Source organism: Gimesia benthica (assembly GCF_009720525.1).
Classification (GTDB): Bacteria; Planctomycetota; Planctomycetia; order Planctomycetales; family Planctomycetaceae; genus Gimesia; species Gimesia benthica.
In genome coordinates this window covers 1015478-1034993 of the sequence record NZ_CP043930.1, presented here as the reverse complement: position 1 = coordinate 1034993, position 19516 = coordinate 1015478, and the positions used below count along the sequence as shown (strand labels likewise).

At 53.5% G+C, this 19516-nt stretch carries 11 protein-coding genes; 7 read left to right on the top strand and 4 right to left on the bottom strand.

Going from position 1 to position 19516, the window contains the following annotated elements:
* Positions 1 to 242 precede the first annotated feature (242 nt).
* Complete coding sequence (locus F1728_RS04170) at positions 243 to 1430, top strand: tetratricopeptide repeat protein (RefSeq protein ID WP_155363021.1); 1188 nt, start codon at positions 243 to 245, stop codon at positions 1428 to 1430.
* Positions 1431 to 1448: 18 nt separating this feature from the next.
* Here the strand turns inward: F1728_RS04170 and tsaD are convergent, their stop codons facing one another.
* A complete protein-coding gene (gene tsaD / locus F1728_RS04165; RefSeq protein ID WP_155363020.1) occupies positions 1449 to 2480 on the bottom strand; it encodes a tRNA (adenosine(37)-N6)-threonylcarbamoyltransferase complex transferase subunit TsaD in 1032 nt (343 codons plus the stop codon).
* Positions 2481 to 2586: 106 nt separating this feature from the next.
* The gene (locus tag F1728_RS04160) at positions 2587 to 4026 is read right to left on the bottom strand and encodes a S41 family peptidase (protein WP_155363019.1); all 1440 of its coding nucleotides are present in this window, start codon (positions 4024 to 4026) and stop codon (positions 2587 to 2589) included.
* A 287-nt stretch (positions 4027 to 4313) separates the two neighbouring features.
* Here F1728_RS04160 and F1728_RS04155 point away from each other — a divergent pair, with 287 nt between their 5' ends.
* From F1728_RS04155 to F1728_RS04145, 3 genes are read left to right on the top strand one after another with little or no spacing between them, the layout of a single operon-like run.
* The gene (locus F1728_RS04155) at positions 4314 to 7688 is read left to right on the top strand and encodes a PD-(D/E)XK nuclease family protein (RefSeq protein ID WP_155363018.1); all 3375 of its coding nucleotides are present in this window, start codon (positions 4314 to 4316) and stop codon (positions 7686 to 7688) included.
* A gap of 8 nt (positions 7689 to 7696) precedes the next feature.
* The gene (locus tag F1728_RS04150; protein WP_155363017.1) at positions 7697 to 11218 is read left to right on the top strand and encodes a UvrD-helicase domain-containing protein; all 3522 of its coding nucleotides are present in this window, start codon (positions 7697 to 7699) and stop codon (positions 11216 to 11218) included.
* Positions 11219 to 11226: 8 nt separating this feature from the next.
* The gene (locus tag F1728_RS04145; protein ID WP_155363016.1) at positions 11227 to 12399 is read left to right on the top strand and encodes a class I SAM-dependent methyltransferase; all 1173 of its coding nucleotides are present in this window, start codon (positions 11227 to 11229) and stop codon (positions 12397 to 12399) included.
* A gap of 90 nt (positions 12400 to 12489) precedes the next feature.
* On the opposite strand, the gene F1728_RS04140 is transcribed toward F1728_RS04145, so the two are convergent.
* Positions 12490 to 12993 carry a hypothetical protein gene (locus tag F1728_RS04140; protein ID WP_145039234.1) on the bottom strand — a complete coding sequence of 168 codons (504 nt, stop codon included), beginning with the start codon at positions 12991 to 12993 and terminating at the stop codon, positions 12490 to 12492.
* Between the two features lie 394 nt (positions 12994 to 13387).
* On the opposite strand from F1728_RS04140, the gene F1728_RS04135 reads away from it, so the two are divergent.
* From F1728_RS04135 to F1728_RS04125, 3 genes are all read left to right on the top strand, one after another.
* Positions 13388 to 14587, top strand: coding sequence for a Gfo/Idh/MocA family protein (locus tag F1728_RS04135; protein WP_194242677.1), 1200 nt, complete (start codon positions 13388 to 13390; stop codon positions 14585 to 14587).
* Positions 14588 to 14766: 179 nt separating this feature from the next.
* Complete coding sequence (locus F1728_RS04130) at positions 14767 to 16338, top strand: dicarboxylate/amino acid:cation symporter (protein ID WP_155363015.1); 1572 nt, start codon at positions 14767 to 14769, stop codon at positions 16336 to 16338.
* A gap of 196 nt (positions 16339 to 16534) precedes the next feature.
* A complete protein-coding gene (locus F1728_RS04125) occupies positions 16535 to 18100 on the top strand; it encodes a GAF domain-containing SpoIIE family protein phosphatase (protein WP_155363014.1) in 1566 nt (521 codons plus the stop codon).
* A gap of 27 nt (positions 18101 to 18127) precedes the next feature.
* Here the strand turns inward: F1728_RS04125 and F1728_RS04120 are convergent, their stop codons facing one another.
* Positions 18128 to 19393: a GNAT family N-acetyltransferase gene (locus F1728_RS04120; protein WP_155363013.1), complete on the bottom strand. Its 1266-nt coding sequence runs from the start codon at positions 19391 to 19393 to the stop codon at positions 18128 to 18130.
* Between the last annotated feature and the right edge of the window lie 123 nt (positions 19394 to 19516).

Here is a 19516-nt window from a genome sequence, read left to right as displayed (position 1 = left end):
AATCGGGCTCGCCTGATTCTCCCCGTCAATCCAAGTTAACAAAACGGAGTCCTTCTTCAGGGAAGGGCTCCGTTTTTACTGGTACTGAATCAACTTCGCGCAAGGAGTTTAAGTCACCGCTCACGGGGGATATTAAGAACCCCGCGCAGTTCTGGAACGATTATTTTTCCAAGCGAAAACCGAAGCCGGAACTGGTCAATGACCTGATCTTCAACCTGCATCAGTCAGGTAAACACGAGCATGTGATCGCAGCCATCAATGCCGCATTGATTCATAATCAGTCACAACCCTGGATGTACGATGTCCTCGCACTGACGATGGAAATTGTCGGGCGACCGCAACCTGAGATCGAACGGGTTCTGCTTTCCCGTATCGATTTTTCTGCCGCTGACGTCCCCAGCATGGTCTATTCGGCCGCCTATCTGACTCGCTTTAAAGCGGACCAGCAGGCACTCAAGCTGTACCAGCAGGCCGCAAATTTACAGCCAGACCGCCCCGAGCCTTACATCATGGGATTACGTCTGGCTGAGAAGCTCAAGGATCCGGAAGGCATTCTCTGGGCAGCCTCAGGAATTCTGACACATGTCTGGATTAAGGATTATGACCAGTGGCATGAAAAAGCCTTGAACGCTCTGGCTAATCTGGAGCAGTCGTTAAAGCAGGCCGGTCGCAAGGCAGAGGCAGAACGGGTGCAGGTGGCCCGCAGAAAGGCTCTGGAGAGAGACCTCAAGCTGGAACTTACCTGGAATGGCGATGGTGATCTGGACCTGATTGTGGAAGAGCCTCGGGGCACTGTCTGCTCGTTTGAGTCACCATTGACGGCAGGGGGAGGCGTGCTCCTGAATGATGGCTATGGACCCAAGCAGGAGAATTGCCACGAAGACTATCTATGTGCACATGGCTTTCCAGGAACCTATGTAGTGCGCGTGCGTTATGTCTCCGGCGATATTGTCGGTCAGCGGGCCAAGCTGAAGATAACCCGCTACCAGGGCTCGGACCACCCTGTTGTGCAAACGATGATTGTTCCCCTGACCCGCGAAGATCGAATCATTCGCATCGACCTGGAGAAGGGGCGTCGTAATCGGAAATCAGAAGTGCCTCAGAATTCACAGAAAAACAGCAGCCTGCAGCCTGCCTCCGGGCGGTTTATTTCCTCTCGACCAGCCATCAATGGAAGCCGGGAATCCTTGCAGAGCTTTCGAGTATCTCGCCAGGCAGGCATCTCGACGGGACGACAGGTCCCTCTGGTAACGGGAGTGCAGAATGTGGGCGGAGTTGCCTATCAGCCTGTGATTCGTGTCGTACCTGAAGGTATCAGCTTGACGGGAGCTGCCGTCGTCTCACCAGACAGACGCTACGTCAGGATTTCCGTTTCGCCACAGTTCACGAATGTTACCGATATTTTCACTTTCAGTTTTCTGCAGCCCTGAATGTGTTATCGGAACGATTTAACGAACCAGCCCTGGAGTGACATCCAGGTCAAGATCTGCAATGCGTCCCTGATCGAGGTGATGCCAGGCGATCGCAGCCATGGCAGCATTGTCGGTGCATAAATCGGGAGGAGCCACGCTGAGGTGGATTCCTGCCTGCTCTGTCATTTCAGCCAGCCTCTCACGCAGGAGGCGATTAGCAGCCACGCCCCCTCCTACACAGAGTGTAGAATAGTTGTAGCGTTCGATTGCCTGCCGACATTTACCGACCAGCACATCAACCACGGTTTCCTGAAAGCTGGCAGCCAGATCGGCAATCCGTTGATCATCCAGTGGTGGTGGCTGCTGTTTCGCTCCTGGATTTCCCTGTGCCGCATACAGCACCGCCGTTTTTAAACCGCTGAAGCTGAAACGCAGTTCCGGGTCTTTGAGAAACGTGCGGGGGAATTTGAACGCGCGCGGATCACCGTGTGTGGCTGCGTTCTGAATAGACGGACCGCCCGGGTAAGAAAGCCCCAGGATTTTTGCTACTTTATCGAACGCCTCACCAGCGGCATCGTCGATGGTGGCACCAATCAGATCAAATTCGAATGTTTCCGAGCAGTGATACAGATTGGTGTGTCCACCGCTGACTACCAGGCCGATCGCTGGGAACAGCGGGCGGTCTTCCTGCATCTGGCAGGCAAAGAGATGCCCTTCAATATGATTCACGGCAATCAGGGGTAAATCGAGTGTCATAGCCAGTGTTTTGGCCGCGGTCAGGCCAATCAGCAGAGAGCCGACGAGCCCCGGTTCGGTCGCGACGGCAATTGCGGTTAACTGCTGCAACTCGATTCCAGCCTGCTTCAGGGCATCATCGATCACAGGAAGAATTCGTTCCAGATGCGCTCGAGAGGCGATTTCCGGCACCACGCCCCCAAACTTTTCATGAAGATCGGTTTGAGAGGAAACGACATTGGAGAGAATCCGCATGTCGCGGGTAATGACAGCAGCTGCAGTCTCATCGCATGAAGATTCGATTGCCAGAAGATATTCGTCGGTGGGGCTCATGGAAGCTCGGATAATGAAAAAAGAAAGCGACTGTTGGAGATAACGGGCTCCGCGAGTCGCTTTCCGCTGTGTCAGTGTAACTCTGTCAGAATACTGTCAGAGGAGATCAGGTGGTCCGGATGACCAGCGTATTTCCTGCCGGCCCGGGAGCGGCAGCTGCTTTTTTGGCCGGCTTCTCTTCTTTGGCTTCCGGTTTCTTTTCAGCCTTTTTGTCGGCGTCCTTGTCAGCTGGTTTATTTTTACCGCTCAGCTGCTCCTTGATGTAGTCCAGCGCCAGGTCCAGCTGCTTGTCTTTGAATTCGGTATCCAGTTTAGCAGTGTGATCCAGAATATCCCGTTTGCGGCGGTATTCACCCAGCGCTTCCAGCTCATCATCGGTCAGTCGCAGGCGATAACCTTCGTCCGGAGTCACTCCCCAGACATCGGTATCTTTGGCTCCTGGAAAACGGTGAATGTTCTTCCCACTGGGACGATGGTAGCTGGCGGTAGTCAATTTCAGAGCACTGTCGCCCTCTTCAAGTTCGATGACGTTCTGAACGCTGCCTTTACCCCAGGTACGCTCACCAATGATCACAGCACGTTTGTGGTCCTGCAAACAGGCCGAAACGATTTCACTGGCTGAGGCAGAATAGCGATTCACCAGAATCGCCATTGGAAAGTCTTTGAAAGTTCCCTTAGAGGTGGCTTCCCATTTCCGGTTCCGGCTGTTGCGGCCTTCCGTACTGACAATTTTACCGGACTCGATGAACATGTCCGAGATTTCAGTCGCCTGCGAAAGCAGACCGCCCGGATTGAAACGCAGATCTAGGATTAGGCCTTTCATACCCTGCTTGCGCAGATCTTCGATGGCAGACCGCAGTTCTTCTGCACTATGACGGCTGAAGTGAGTGAGTCTGATGTAACCAATTTTGGCTTTCTTGTCATACATATAATCCCAGGCGTCATCGTCTTTGTAGGTATCCCCCAGGACAGTAGCGACATGAATGATTTCCCGTTCCACTGTCACGGGAATTACTTTGTCGGTGCCTCTATGAATTACGGACATCTTTACCTTTTCCCCTTCGCGACCTTTGAGAATTTTGATCGCCTGGGAGAGTGTGAAACCCTTGGTGGACTTACCTTCAATCGAATCGATGATGTCGCCGGCCCGAATCCCGGCTTTGTAAGCGGGGGTGCCAGGCAGCGGAGTCATCACGGTCAGTCGGTTGTTCTGATCGTCAATGTGCACCTGGATGCCGATCCCGCCGAACTCCTGCTCGACCACCTGATTGAAGCGGGAGAGATCATCGGGGCTGATGTAGCTGGAGTATTGATCCAGTTCCTGAACCATACCTCGAATGGCCGCTTCGAGGAGCACCCTGCGGTCAATGTCTTTCACATAATTACGTTCAATCTGCTCGTAAGTGTCTGCAAACAGCTTCATCATCTGGTAGTAATCTTCGTCCTTTTCCTTCTCTTTTTCATCTGCGTAAGAGAGGGACTGGAAAGGGGACGAGACCATCAGAGCAAGTAAGAGGCACAAACTGATCAAGCGGAATTTTGGCATGGACGATTCCTTATGAGAATTACAGAACACAACTCAAACCGGGCAGAAATAAAGATTTCAGGAATGGGGAATGTGTTTTGTCGGGTGTCGTAACGCGGCGGATCTTTATTTGCTTCTCTATTAGTGTAGGCGATCTGGAAACCAGTGGCAAGATTTGCTCTGGATACATTGCCCCGAAAACCTTATTCCACGGGAAAACCGACTGAAATTGAATTCTGGAGTTCAGCAGGATACATTGCAGGGGAAATCTCTGTGAAATGAAAGCTTGATTCCACCAGGCAACTCCGATGCAACCCGAAGTACAAATCCTGACAGGAACCGCTGGTTCCGGCAAAACAGACCATTTGCTGGATGAGTACCGGCGTGCACTGCAGGCAGGGCTGGAACGTCAGCGTCCCGGGGCCACGCTCTGGCTTTCCCCCACAATACGTTCCCGTCGGCAGGTTCTTGACCGTCTGCCGGGACCACAACTCCCCATCTGTTTTGCTCCGAATGTTTATACGTTTGAGGCTTTTGCCGAGACCATACTGAAGTCGCTGGACGAACCGGTACAGACGCTGCCCGAGATTTCCAAACGGTATCTGTTGCGGAGCATCGTGGATGACCTGATCGCCGCTGGGCAGATTCATTATTTCAGTTCGATTGCGGGTTCATCCGGATTTCTGGATCTGATTTCGAGTTTTATTTCAGAACTGAAGCGGGAGGAAATCTGGCCGGAGGAATTCTCGACTGCCTGTGACCGCATCGGTTTCGATTCCGAGCAGAAAGACCGGGAACTCGCCCAGATTTACAACCGATACCAGATCGCGTTACACGAAATGCGGCGTTACGATTCGGAAGGGCGTTTCTGGTCCGCGCGCACCGCGTTGCAGGACGGAATGTGGGGCCCGTTTGGCGAATTCGATCTGATTGTCCTGGACGGCTTTGCCGATTTCACGCACACGCAGTATGAAATTCTGGAGGTGCTGGCGACACGCACGGAAAAGCTCTGTATTTCGCTTCCGCTCGAACAGGAATCGCGGCGAGGCGACCTGTTCGCCAAATCGGTGACCGCCCGTCGGATTCTGGAAGAACGTTTGCCGGGCCGGATCAGTGTCGTCTCTTTTGACCAGCCCGAAGCAGGAAACGCCCGGAATCAGATCAGTCAGCAACTGTTTGCAAATCCGCGAGAGATCGTTCCCTTTCAGGAATCGGGGCAACTCAAAGTGCTCGCGGTCGCCGGTCAGCGAAATGAACTGGAGGTGCTGGCCGGGGAAATCAAAGGGTTATTGAGAAAGGGAGTGTTACCAGAGGAGATCACGCTCGCGTTCCGCTCCACAGTGGAATATGGTGACCTGATCGACGAAACCCTGAAAGCGGCAGGAATCCCCTATTTTGTGGGACAAGAGCAGGCGTTCTCCCGTTTTCCCATCGTGCGGACGATCTTTGCCTTCCTGCAACTCGAAATTGAAAACTGGTCGTTTGACAGCCTGATGTCAGTCCTGGATTCGAGTTACTTTGCTCCTCAATGGCCCGAGTATCAGGAGGGAGCCGCGGTTCGTGCGTTGTCCCGCGTGCTGAGGCAGCTCAAAATTGACTCTGGTAAAGTGGATTTGATCCATGCTCTGGAAAACGAAAGTCGCAAAGCGGCGGAGCTCAGTGCCCGTTTTCCTGACCGTCCCGAGCGAAAGGCTGCCGCCCGCGAATTGAATACCGCTTTGAAGCTGGCGCAACGACTTCACCGGGAAACCCAGCGGCTGGAAGGTCGGGAACTGTTTGTCACCTGGATTGAAATTCTGATTTCCATCGCTAATGAATTTGGTCTGCCAGCAACCTGGGCCGACGCGGATCCGGAGCATGATCCACTGGCAAAACGTGACAAGCAGGTCTGGGAACGATTTCAGCAGTTACTGTTTCATGCGGTTGCTGAGGTCGAACGGATTGAACAGTTCCATCAGAAAGAAGCTCAGCCCCTGGACCTGTCCGGATTTCGCAGTCTGCTGCTTGACCTGCTCGAACAACAGACGATCTCTCTACAGCCGGAGGAAACGGGCCGGGTTAAAGTACTCGATGCATCGCAGCTGAGAAACTTAAACATCCCCTATCTTCTGGTAGGCGGCTTGAGCGAAGCCAGTTTCCCGCGGGGACATCGCGAAGACTGCCTGTACGGTGAAAAAGACCGGGGTGAATTGAACCAGCAGGGGCTTTCACTCAAACTGCATGCGAACCAGCAGCAGGAAGAAATGCTGCTCTTCTACGAGGTAATGACACGGTTCACCCGGAAGCTGATTCTCAGTTATCCGGCAATCAGTGCCACGGGGCAACCGCTGTTTCCCAGTCCCTATCTGACCACTCTGATTGATCTGTTTGATCCTCAAACTCTGCAGGTACAACAGGCGGGGGAACTCAACCCGCTACCACGTCCTGAGCAGACACTCTCCCGTCGCGATTTGAGAGTGCTGGCCATTGATCAGCTGAAACACAACCGGCCGGGGGTCTTTCTGAATGCCGTCCAGGATCCGGAATTACAGGCAACGATCAGGAATATTCTCGCGGCTACCGAAATGGCGGTAGCACGCTTTGAACAGCCTGGCTTTACGGAATTTGAAGGCATACTGTCATCCCCCGCCAGTCGACGGGCCATTCATGCACGTTTCCCCACGGAATATGAATTCAGCACCACCCAGCTCGAACTGTACCTGGCCTGTCCTTATCAGTTCTTTGCTCAGAGTGTGCTGGGCATTGAAGTCCCCGAGCCGCCTGAGTTGCGGACCAACTACCTGGAACGCGGGATCCACGTACACAGCATTCTGACCAGGCTGATTGAGCAGCTGCAGGAGCAGGGGGGGCGCGACCAGTTGTACTCGGCCGAGCAGGTTGAGCAACTATTCCATGAACTGCTGGAGCAGCGGATCTCCGAGAATTTTGTGGGAACTCGGCTGCAGCAGGTGTTAACCAGAATCGAGAAACAGATCCTGGAAGACTGGGGCTGCTTTTTCGCCGAGCAGTCTGAGTCCTATGCCCGTCTGTTTGAAGAACTCTGGGATCGTGTTCCGGCCGTGGTCGGCAGGGAGGTGCCCTTTGGTGAGGTACCCGGAGAACCCGATCCTAATCAAAGGCGATATCAATACCTGACGCTCGGCGAAGGCGCGAGAGAAACCCGCATACGTGGTCAGATCGACCGGATCGATGTGGGCAGTATCAAGGGACAGAAATACTTCAACATCATCGATTACAAAACGGGGCGGTCGGTACCCTCAGCGAAGGAGATTCGCTCCGGAAAAAAACTGCAGCTGGCCTTGTATCTCATCGCAGCACGGCGGCTGGAAATGATCGACGCAGATGCCGAACCGTTCCACCTGGGATACTGGAAAATTCAGGAGACCGGATTCGTGATGCCCCTGCATTCGTATCGTAGAAAGCAGATCGACCCTCTGTCTGGCGAAGACCTGGAGTTGCTGGAAACCACCCTGGATGGTCTGGTTCCACATCTGGCAGACCTGATTCGGCAGGGGATCTTTCCTGTGCAGGTTGATCCCGGGGTGGCGCACCTGGATCCGGCGTTTCAGTCAGTTTGTCGGATATCGCAGGTGGAAAGCTATCGTGAGAGTCTCGGTAAGGAGATTGACCTGCTTCACGTCCCGGGCCCCGATGACGAGTCCAATTCAACAGAGGAAGCCTGACCCAGATCATGTCGCAACAACCCACATACACCGAGCAGCAGGCAGCAGCGATCTATCCGCGTGATGTCTCGATTGCGCTCTCTGCGGGAGCCGGTTGCGGTAAGACGTTTGTTCTGACACAGCGGTTTCTCAAGTTAATCGAGCCCGGCAGTCCTCCCGATCGATTGAGCCATATCGTCGCGATTACCTTCACCGAACGGGCGGCCCGTGAGATGCGGGATCGGGTTCGTGAAACCTGTCTGGAGCAACTCCGCAGTTGTCCCCCGGAAGAAGTCGGACACTGGCAGACCGTCATTCGGGGGCTGGACTCTGCACGGATCAGCACGATTCACTCTTTCTGTACATCGATCCTGCGGACACACGCTGTCAGTGCCCGTCTCGATCCCCACTTCGGGCTTCTGGAACAGGGAACCAGTGACGCCTTTTTACGCAAGGTGGTCCGCGAAGCGATTCACGATCTGTTACAGGAGGAAGACGAAGATTGCCTGGAACTGGTTTACCGCTATGGACTGGAACGAACTTATGAACTGTTCATCTCCCTGGTGCCTCAGCAGTTTCGGATTGAATTCGAACAGTTTTCAGATCTGTCAGAGGAACAGCTGGCAGGCCGCATGCGAAAATTCTGGGTCGATTCTTATATTCCCATGCAACTGGCGGAAATCGCGAATGCGGAAAGCACCCGGTTTTTGCTCAGACTGATGTCGGCCCAGGATCCTGTGAATAAGAAAATGCGGGACCGGTTTCAGGTCCTGACATCGCGACTTCCCGAATTACTGGAAGGAGCAGAACACAACCGTGCGGTTCTGCTGGGGACTTTGATTGAACACGCCAAAGTACAGGGAGCAGGGACGAAGAAAGACTGGGATGACCTGGAGGTCTATGAGCAGATTAAAGACGGGTTTACCGAGCTCAGAAAATCGCTCACGAAGGTTTATGAAATTCTTTCACCCGATCCAACTGCCTTTTTACAGGCGGCTGAATATAGTCTGCGAGTCTTAAGAGTCACAGAGTTCGTTGCCGGTCGATACCAGGAGAGTAAAGCGGAAAAGGGGCTACTGGACTTTGACGACCTGCTGTTGCAGACCCGCGACCTGTTTCGGCGCGATCCACAGGCAAAGCAGAGGGCGGCAGCGGGAATCGAGTTCCTGATGGTGGATGAATTTCAGGATACCGACCCCGTTCAGAGCGAAATCGTGCGTGCCTTGTGTGGAAAAGAACTTCTCACAGGCAAGCTCTTCCTGGTGGGGGATGCGAAGCAGTCGATTTACCGTTTCAGACGCGCGGATCCCGAAGTCTTTCATCAGCTGCGTCAGGAGATTCCGGAGCAAGGCCGTTTGCCGCTGAGCGTCAATTTCCGCAGTCAACCAGCCATTTTGAATTTCACGAACTGCCTGTTTGCCTCTGCAATGGAGCAGTATTATGAGCCGTTGACTCCCTTTGACGGGGAACAGCATTCTCCAACGCCGGCGATCGAATTTCTGTTCGCTGCTCCCGACGATCCGGAGATCAAGGGGGCCGAGGCACTCCGCGAGACGGAAGCGGACTGGATCGCAGCCCGGGTACGCCAGCTGCTGGAAGACGAGACTCCCCGGATCTGGGCCAAAAACCATCAGACCGGCCAACGCGAACTGAGACGCGTGGAGCCGGGGGATATCTGTATTCTGTTTCGGGCTCTGTCGAATGTGGCCCTGTATGAGAAAGCATTTCAGCAGCAGGATCTGGACTATTACCTGGTTGGCGGACGCGCGTTTTATGCGCAGCAGGAAATCTACGATCTGAGTAATCTGTGCCAGTATCTGGATAACGCCGATGATGAACTGAGTCTCCTGGGCGTTTTACGCTCTCCTTTCTTCAGTCTGTCTGATGATACGCTGTATTCAATTGTCAGAAACGCAGACAATCTGACTCGTGCGATGCAGGTTGAGCCGCCCGAAGAGCTCCGGCCTGAGCAGCAGCGACAGGTACGTTATGCCCAAAGCGTCCTACAGGAACTGAGAGCAAAAAAAGATCGTCTCTCACTGGTGGAACTGTTGAATCTGGCTCTGGAGCGAACCGGCTACGATGCCGCTTTGATGAACGAGTTTCTGGGAGACCGCAAGCTCGCTAACCTGAGGAAGCTGATCGAGCTGGCTCGTAATTTTGAAGGGACCGGCCTGTTTACGCTGAAAGATTTCGTGCAGCGAATTCGTGATTCCATTCTGGAAGAGAGTAAAGAAGAACTGGCGGCGACATTACCTGAAACCAGTGATGTGGTCCGCCTGATGACGATTCACCAGTCAAAAGGGCTAGAATTCCCCGTGGTGATTCTGGCTGACATGGATCGTAAGCCTGCACCGGGAGGAACCGCTCCCTTCCTGCACCCGGAATGGGGAGGCTTGCTCAGCCTGCCCGCCGAACGGGGAACGACTCCCGACAATTTTGCTTTTAAAATGCACCGGGGACTGGAACAGCGGGCCGACGAAGAAGAGACCGTGCGTCTGCTCTATGTCGCCGTAACCCGGGCGGCAGATTACCTGATTCTGTCTGCAGGCTTACCGTATGATCGCAAAATTGAATCACCCTGGATGAAGCTGCTGGCCCGGCATTTTGATCTCACCACAGGCGCCCCCGCGATCGATCCCTATCTGGGTAAACTGACGCTGGGTGATGTTGCCCCCGACCAGATTCCTGCGATTCGTGTTCATCACGAGATGCCTCAGCCGCTCACGCGACCAGAGAAGAAACAGCGAGAATTGAAACCCAGTCAGTTCGTCGCCGCGCTGGAACAGGGGGCTCCCGAACCATTTCCGGAATCTTATGGCCTGATTGCTCCACGACCGGGGGCGCTGTCGCATGTGAGTGTTTCGCAACTGGAAGTAATTGACGCCGAACTGCAACACCTGCTGGAACCGGAAGTGGACCAGGTACCGTTAAACGAGGTGCTGTCGGCGGAGGAGGCGACACAACTGGGAACAATCACACACGCGGTCATCGAGCGGCTGGAACCGGAGAAGCCCGAACAGGCACCGCGGATCGTCGCTGCCGTCCTCGCAGAACAGCCACCTCAGATACGTGAGAAACTGCAACCACTGGTAGAACGCCAGATATCCGCCTGGTATGCCTCGGAGTTGTGTCAGACTCTGAAACAGACGCGGGTCCATTATCGGGAACTCGATTTTCTGTTGCACTGGCCCCCCGGAGCCGAGGCGGACAACGATCAGGCGGTGACAGTCACAGGCAGCATTGACGCGCTCGTTCAAACCGAGTCGGGGGACTGGATGCTGTTTGACTATAAAACCGGTTCCCGAATGGCACGAATGAGCGCAGAACAGCTGATCGCAGAGTATGAATTCCAATTAGGAGTCTATACACTGGCCGTAGAACAGCTACTGGGGGCCAGACCCGCTTCTATTGGTCTGGCAGTCGTTCAGGACTCCGTGCGGTATATCGAATGTGATCTGGACGCGGGCCGGCTGGAGCAGATCTCCCGCCGGTTGACACAAGCTGTTTCCAGTTTGCTTCAACCTTCAGCAGCGGCAGAAAGTCGTTAACCAGTTCCATGTCCAGCGAGTCCCACTCTGAGCTTGAATGTTTCAGGCAATTACAGCAGTCCCCGGAAATCTTTGAACTGATCGCCTCCCACTCCGGGACCGAATTTCAGTTACAAAAACAACTGCGCGAACAGTATCCCGAAGATGTTGTGCGTGCTGCTTTGACCCTGGCAGAACTGCGTGAGCGCGGGCGGGCCAAGTTCTCTCGCGCGGATCAGATGTGGTTCGACAGAAAGAGCCTGGAACAGGCCACGCCTGAAGCGGTTTCGAATTACAAAGCAGCGCGGTTTTCCGGTTCTGTCTATGATTTCTGTTGTGGAATGGGCGGGGATCTGGTCGCCCTGGCGCAACATGCCCGGGTAACGGGGGTTGATCTGGAACCGGTTCTGTGCCAGTTTGCCCGCTGGAACAGTGAAGTTTATGAGGTAGCGGACCAGGTGACTGTGATCAATCAGCCTCTGGAAGAGGTGAAAGATCGGGAGGGACTGCTGCATATTGATCCGGATCGTAGACCCCACTCCGGCGGGAAAGTGATTCGCATTGAAGATTATCGACCCGATCTGGAAACATTGCAGGGACTGATCCAGGAATTTGCCGGCGGGGCCATCAAACTCAGCCCGGCCAGTAATTTTGCGGGAAAATTTCCCGGGAGCGAGACCGAACTGATCAGCCTGAATGGGGAGTGTAAAGAAGCAACCGTCTGGTTCGGCAGCCTGGCAGGAGAATCGGAATTTCGAGCGACCGCGATTTCAAAATCGGGTGAAGTCGCCAGTATCGCCGGGCATCCGATGGATGCGTTTTGCAGCGTCACTCCACCGGGGGGATATCTGTATGATCCCGATCCGGCAGTCGTCCGCTCCGGGCTCCTGGATGTGGCAGCGGCGGAATGTGATTTGAACCGTCTTGATGCGGAAGAAGAATATCTCACATCTTCCGAACCGGTAGACTCTCCCTATTTCAGACGCTTCCGGATTCTGGATGAACTGTCGAATCAGGATCGTGACCTGAAAAAGTATTTTCGCTCGGCCGACTTTGGCCAGCTGGAAATCAAATGCCGTCGAATTCCGGTTCCCATCGAAGCACTTCGTCGCAAGCTGTCACTTAAAGGCAAGGCGGCAGGCGTTCTGGTGATTGCCCGCCTGGATGGCAAATCTCGGGCTCTGGTCTGCGAACGAGAGTAGGTGCAAACAGGCTTCTGAGCGTGTGACGCGCATAAAAAACGAGAGCCGGTGAAAGGCTCTCGTTGTATTCTGATTGCGTCGTTATTCAGATTACTGTGCCTGACGGAACTGGAACCGGTCCATCGGCAGCAACTGCTGCGGCGCAGAAGGGGCATTGTTGAACACGAACGAGAAGGCGTAGCAGATCACCATCCCGGAGGACATTTCTGCAACATACAGTCCGCCATCGGCGAACTGGGCACGTCCCTGGGCGGGTAAATTCACATCACCGGAAACAATCACGTAATGTGGTTTTGCTGTCGGATCGACGTTGAAGTCAGCGGCCAGATTCCGGAAGTAAGCGTGGGTGAACTTTCCAGAGCGAGAGTTCAACACTGCTCCCTGCAGACGTCCGGTGAGGAAGTCGAGGACGAATACACCTTCCGCGTTACCGTTGCGTGTGGGGACTGTTGTAATTGCAAAGCGATCCCCATCCCGGTCAGTCGCGACGGCCATAGCTGGCTCATGCGGCCAGAAATAGGACATGCACAGGCCACAGATAACTCCAACCGTCAGCCACAGAAAGCGACGTTCCCCGTATTGTTTCTTAACCACAATTGCCTCCCCATGTGTGTTTGAACTCGGGATTCTGGTGCAGCCCGACGCACGAGTCCCTCATTAAATGCAAAAACAGGTACCAGATTATTCGGCGTACCGACTGTTCTGGTCTGAACTAAATACAGTTATCTCAAATTGTATCCAAGAGTCCCGCATTCTGCCAGACATGATTGCTGTGAAAGCTGAGATGGAAACGGGATGTAAATTTACGGGGTCTGGCTTGAAAATACGCCCTGAAAATCACTTTGGTTGTAATTCCGAACCGTCAAAAGTATGCTGCTTTGTACGTAGCTGGTCACTTCGACTGGTGGGATTCAACATTTCGCAGCTCAACTCTAACTCGTCTTATTGCACGGGTCTGGAATGAATCAACAAGGGGAGGAATGCTTCAATGGAAACAATGAACGGTCAACTCAATCGTAAATTACGAATGGCACTTGTTGGCGGGGGCCAGGGTTCGTTTATCGGCCGTGTGCATTCCATTGCTGCCTGTCTGGATAACCGGGCCGAACTGGTAGCGGGGGCCTTGTCTTCCAATCCGGAGAAAGCGAAAGCATCGGCACCTGCTTATGACATTCCTCCCGAACGGGCTTACGGCTCAATTGAAGAACTGATTGAGAAAGAGTCCGCTTTGCCCGAAGATCAGCGGATCGATTTCATCAGTATCGCCACCCCGAACTTTACACATTTCCCCATCGCTAAGGCAGCTGTGGAGGCGGGGTTCAATGTGATCTGCGATAAACCAATGACCTTTGACCTGGCCCAGGCAGAAGAACTGAAAGGCCTGGTTGAAAAGTCGGGCGTGGTTTTTGCCGTCAGCCATAATTACACCGGATACCCGCTGGTCCGGATGGCTCGGGAAATGATCCTGAACGGAGAATTTGGTGAAATTCAGGCAGTTCGTTCGAATTATATTCAGGGCTGGTTGCGGAAACGTATTGAGCAAGAAGATCAGAAACAGGCTGCCTGGCGTACCGACCCTTCAAAATCCGGAGCTGCTGGGGCCTTTGGTGATATCGCCACTCATGCCTATAACCTGGGACGCTACATGACCGGACTTTTGCCGGCTGAGATCTCCTGTAACCTGAAGATTTTCGCCCCCGGTCGTCAGCTGGATGATTACGGTCATGCTGTGATCCGGTTCCAGAACGGAGCTCTGGGAACTGTTACCGCCAGCCAGATTTCGCATGGTCGCGAAAACGATCTGTTCATCGAAATCGACGGCACCAAAGGCGCTCTGTCCTGGAGACAGGAAGAGCCTAACCAGATGATCGTCCGTCGTAACGGTCAGCCACACGCGATTTACACCCGTGATCCCAATGCTCCATTCATGAACGAAAGCGGAGCTGCTGCCTGCCGTCTGCCGGCAGGGCACCCGGAAGCTTTCTTCGAAGCATTTGCCAACATCTATCGCTCTGCTTTTGACGCCATGATCAGTCGGATTACGGGCGAATCCTTCGAACCGAAAAATACGATCTATCCCAACGTTTATGATGGGGTGGAAGGAATGTTCTTTATTGAGCAGTCTGTAGCCAGCAGCAAGGAAAACGGGGCCTGGCTACCGTTCAACTGCGATTGCGCTCGCAGCTAAGCCCGACAAAATAATCGGGATGAAAACCACTGAATCAGGTATTTCCGGACCAGCCAGAGGATCCCTTCTGAGCCTCTGGTCATGGTCCGTGTGTTGTTGATCGCGCTGCTGAGCGGTCTTAAAAATCTGAACGTGGTCTGGTGAGTCATTGTAACGTGAAATAGGGAAATTGGTGTTTCATGAAGAGCCTGCCACTGCATTATCAGATTCTGATTGCATTAATCCTTGGGACCGTATTGGGGTTTCTATTCAATCCCGGGGAAGAACCACTGGTCGGTCTCACACTGACTGTCAGTCCGCAGGATGGCGGCTATAAGGTGGTGCAGCAGCAAGCGGAACAGGCTCCACAAACGCTGGAATTTCCCGACGAGGAAGCGTTATTGAAACGCTACCCGGAGCTCAGAAAACAGTTTGTGGCAGGCGATCTCGAAAAGCCCAAGACATTTGAAGTCAAAGGACGCATGATTCATATCGTCGACTCCGCACATGAAGTCCATCTGACTTATACCCGTACCGTCGATAAAAAAGTTACGGTCACCACCTATTCTGCAGCGAACGGAGAGGAACTGGTCGCGAAGTATCCACAGTGGAAGACGGAATTCGAACTCTTCGGGAATACAATCAGTCAAAAAGTGATGGCGATTTCCAAATGGGTTGGCGATCTGTTTTTACGTCTATTGAAGATGGTGACCATTCCTCTGATTGTGACTTCCCTGATCACCGGAATCGCCAGCCTGGGGAATGCCACCCGGTTTGGTGCCATGTTTTCCAAAACGCTGTTATATTATCTCTCCACCAGTCTGCTGGCAATTTTTACCGGGATTTTTGTGGTGAATCTGATACGCCCCGGAATTGGCGCTGAATTGCCTGGTGGCAGTGGCTCGTTGTCTTCAGGGCAGGAGTCGATCAGTTCTATCTTTATCGATATGGTCGATCGGCTGATTCCCACCAACATTATCCACTCTTTGGGGGAAGGGGAATTCCTTTCGATCATTTCATTCAGCATCCTGTCCGGGATCTTCATCATTCTGGTCGGAGGGAAACATGCGAAAGTGCTGACTGATATTTTTCAGGCCGGCTTTGAAGTCATGATGCGGATGACCATGTTTATTATCAGTCTGGCTCCGATTGGTGTGCTGGCTTTCATGATTTATGCCGTATCTTCTCAGGGGATTGAAATCTTCAAGACTCTCAGCTGGTATATGGTTGCAGTACTGTTAGCTCTATTGATACATGCGGCTGTTATCTTGCCTTGTCTCCTGAAATTTATTGCACGGCGTTCTCCCCTGGAATTTGCCCGGGCAATGGGCCCGGCGTTGATGACCGCCTTCTCGACAGCCTCCTCAAATGGAACACTGCCACTGACGATCAGCTGTGTTGAGGAAAATGCGGGAGTCTCGAATGAGGTCAGCTCGTTCGTGCTGCCTCTGGGTGCGACGATTAATATGGATGGAACGGCGCTCTATGAAGCGGTTGCAGTCCTCTTTATCGCACAGGCTTACTCGGGCGAAGTGTTACCTGTCCAGCAGCAAATCCTGGTGGCGATTACCGCGTTACTGGCAAGTATCGGGGCTGCCGGTATTCCCCACGCTGGCCTGGTGATGATGGCGATTGTACTGCAGGCGGTGGGACTTCCACTGGAAGCGCAAGGCGTGATTATCGCTGTCGACCGCGTACTGGACATGTGTCGTACTTCGGTTAACGTCTGGAGTGACTCCTGCGGATGTGCGATCATCGAACGCTACCGCTAACAGGAAATTGCTCGACTCAAGTTCAATCGAACGTGGGGATTTCCTGATTCTGAAGTGAATTCAGCGTGCTTAACCGCTGTAACCGTTACAGTCAGACAGGCGTCAAGGCCAGGAGGGAATAGCGGCCGATACAAGACGAAGGAGCATTCCGTGCTCGAACGACTCATCTCAGTTTCGTCGTCTTGGATCAGGTGTAATGGAACAGGTACTCACCGCGCAACCTCTGGATTGGATACATGGTCTCTGTGACCAGTTTACGGAGATCACCGGCTGGCCGTTGCATTTTACGCCCGCCAAGCCGGGAGAACGCAAATCTCTGGAAGCGGAACTCTGTCAGAACGCGAAATACTGCTGGTACGAATCGATTGAAGACGGCAAGCGGACCCTGGGATACCTTTACCTGACGCTGCCTTCTGAGACTGCCAATGATCACATGTTTGTGACGGCAATCAAGCTGGCTGAATTGGTAGGCGGATTAATCTCCAAGATTGAAACCATGGGCTCCTCGCTTGAGCTGAAGAATCGCGAAGTCACTACGCTGATGGATGTCGGCCTCTCGGTTACCCGCCAGGAGGGACTGCAGGACGCGCTTCAGAAACTGCTGGAAGCAGCTCTGCAACTGACTGGATTTCGGGCTGCGGGCTTTTTCCTGTTGAATTCGGAATCGAATCAACTCTCGCTCCGCGTCCAGTATTGTCTGCATACATTTGAGATTCCCTTTCATCGCCGGAAACTGAAAGAATCCCCCCCTGATCTGGAAGCGTTCGCACACGATGCCCTGATTGTGAATCGGCACGAGAATCCGGAACTGGCCGACTGGTTGCCTGAGGGATGCCTGACGGGCGTCTGTGTGTCGGTGCAGTCGGAAACGGGCCCCTTTGGAACTCTATGGGCCTTCGATCGACGGGCCCGACATCTCAATGAACGCGATGTCCATATTCTGAAATCTATTGGCGCCCAGGTCAGTACCATTCTGGAACGGGCTGTATTACTCAAAGAAAGTCAGAATCAGCTGCGACTCAAGAAAGAGTTGAAGGTGATTTCAGAATCGTTTCCTGTCGAACTGGCTCTGGAACGTGACTGGGATCGCGAGTTCCAGGCAGCAGTTCAGTCGATCAGTCATCACGAAGTCGGGGGCGATCTCTGTGAATTCATTCCCCTCTCTCCGCATGTGACCTGTTTCGCGCTGGGAGACGCTTCGGGAGACAGTATCCCGGCTGCGGTGGTCATGGCATCCGTTCGTGGTGCTTTACGCACATTGACAGAAGGGCCAATTGAACAGGCCCGAGATACGAAGCATGTCATCAGCCGCATTAACACAGCGCTGTATCATACTTCGCTGCCACATCAGTTCATGAGTATGCTATACGGCGTGATCGATACCCGGGCCCGGACGTTTACTTACACCAACGCGGGACATCCGGCGCCCTTCTGGGTTCACAAAGGGAAGATCACCACTCTGACCTCTCACGGAATGCTACTGGGAGTCACGGAATCAAACGATTACGACTATTCCGTCATTCCGATCTGCAAGAATGACATCATTGTCGGTTTCAGCGATGGAATCAGCGAAGCTATGAGCAGCGAACGGAAAATGTTCCGCTCTGATGGCATCATGAAGGTCCTGGAAAATCACATTGAAGATACCGCAGACGAAGTGATGCGTGGGATCTGGTCCAAGTTGCAGCAACACCTCGAAGGGGGGAATGATGGTGACGACCGTACCCTGATGGTTGTCAAGTTCGCCCCCAATCCGGAGTGATCTTCAGACTTCCTGATTCAGCGTTGATCAGCCGACAATGCGAAAGGGAGGACGCTCAGAATCAGGCTCCGCTTGCATAGTGTTCTCTTCGGGCCAGTCCTCCGGCGCAATCGCAGCCAGCTCGATGCTCGACTCGATTTCCCGAGAGGCCTGACTGTCACTGACCATTGCTGGACTGCCATTGGCTTTGGGACTGGCTACAGGTTGCTTCATCCAGCGATTCAGCCTCAATAATTGTGACCGTGGAACCGTCAGTGGATAATGTGAGCAGCGGTAACTGTGTCGTACGCTGTTCTGCCACATGCTGGCTGCAGACGGACCCAATAAACTCAGGTTCACGGCAGGTTCACCATCCCGGATTGACTGCTGAATCATATTTGAGATGAGAGTCGTGACCGTTTCCGGATTGGTATCAGGAGCACGACCGATGGCCAGGTAATCGGTACCAGCAGCGTGTTGCAGGCCGTAGGCAAATGCGACGACACGATGATTGACGAACAAGGCATCGATGCGGGCCATTCCGGAGCGTGACGCAGGGCCATGGATATCCCGCAGGAAGTCCAGCTTTTGTTTGAGAGTATGAGCGCCTCCGGCGATCAGTGTCTGATTCCCATGTCGGAAATCCATCTGCTCAAACTGAGACCAGAGATCCCAGCGCGGATTCCAGCCAGGAGCCAGTGGATCTTCCAACCGTGAGCGGTAAAAGGAAACGTGTCCGTCTCGCGCCGTGATTTCCTCTGACTGTTGAATGTGTTCTCTGGCTTCAGGGGATCGACTGGCCAGATACTCGATCCAACTGGTATCACTGGTGTCGACCAGAGACAAACGACGCCAGGGAGCCGAACTGCCCTGGTAACCGACCGACTTTAAGGCGTTGGCTGTCCGCCGATGGTCGTGGCCCTCCTGGTCAACATAACGCAGGTCGATCAGGTCCCAGTCACGTCGAGTCGAGCGGATGTGTCTGATCGCTGAGACCATTGTCGCCGCCGAGTTACCACCGATCTGTCCATAGAAAGTCCCCCAGTTGTCCAGTGGGTAGGTCAGAACGCGCACGGTGCCCAGCGGTGTTGCCACCGGTTTGACTACCAGTGGCACGATACCGATGATTTTATTTCTCAGTGTGACGAACAGAACACGTAATTTGAGCCCTTTTCCGAAGTGTGCCCAGTAGTGTTCCAGCCATTCCGGAGAATGAGCGAAGGTCGCTCCCCTGGTTTTACCAAGCAGATCGTGCCACGCCAGACGAAAGTGATCCAGGCGTTCGATGTCGTTGATTTCAGCAACGGTGATCATGGCAGCTCCCATACTGGTAAAGGATGTCTCGATTTCCGGTTCTCTAACTCTGCAGTAGTAAGAGAATCGCAAGATCCATGCCAGTGACCTGCTGAAGGCCCAATCACCGATAATCGGTTCGCG

Bases quoted from the DNA above. Each gene is read 5' to 3' on its own strand.
- tsaD (WP_155363020.1), bottom strand. From the start codon at position 2,480: ATGAGCCCCACCGACGAATATCTTCTGGCAATCGAATCTTCATGCGAT.
- F1728_RS04160 (WP_155363019.1), bottom strand. From the start codon at position 4,026: ATGCCAAAATTCCGCTTGATCAGTTTGTGCCTCTTACTTGCTCTGATG.
- F1728_RS04155 (WP_155363018.1), top strand. From the start codon at position 4,314: ATGCAACCCGAAGTACAAATCCTGACAGGAACCGCTGGTTCCGGCAAA.
- F1728_RS04150 (WP_155363017.1), top strand. From the start codon at position 7,697: ATGTCGCAACAACCCACATACACCGAGCAGCAGGCAGCAGCGATCTAT.
- F1728_RS04145 (WP_155363016.1), top strand. From the start codon at position 11,227: ATGTCCAGCGAGTCCCACTCTGAGCTTGAATGTTTCAGGCAATTACAG.
- F1728_RS04135 (WP_194242677.1), top strand. From the start codon at position 13,388: ATGGAAACAATGAACGGTCAACTCAATCGTAAATTACGAATGGCACTT.
- F1728_RS04130 (WP_155363015.1), top strand. From the start codon at position 14,767: ATGAAGAGCCTGCCACTGCATTATCAGATTCTGATTGCATTAATCCTT.
- F1728_RS04125 (WP_155363014.1), top strand. From the start codon at position 16,535: ATGGAACAGGTACTCACCGCGCAACCTCTGGATTGGATACATGGTCTC.
- F1728_RS04120 (WP_155363013.1), bottom strand. From the start codon at position 19,393: ATGATCACCGTTGCTGAAATCAACGACATCGAACGCCTGGATCACTTT.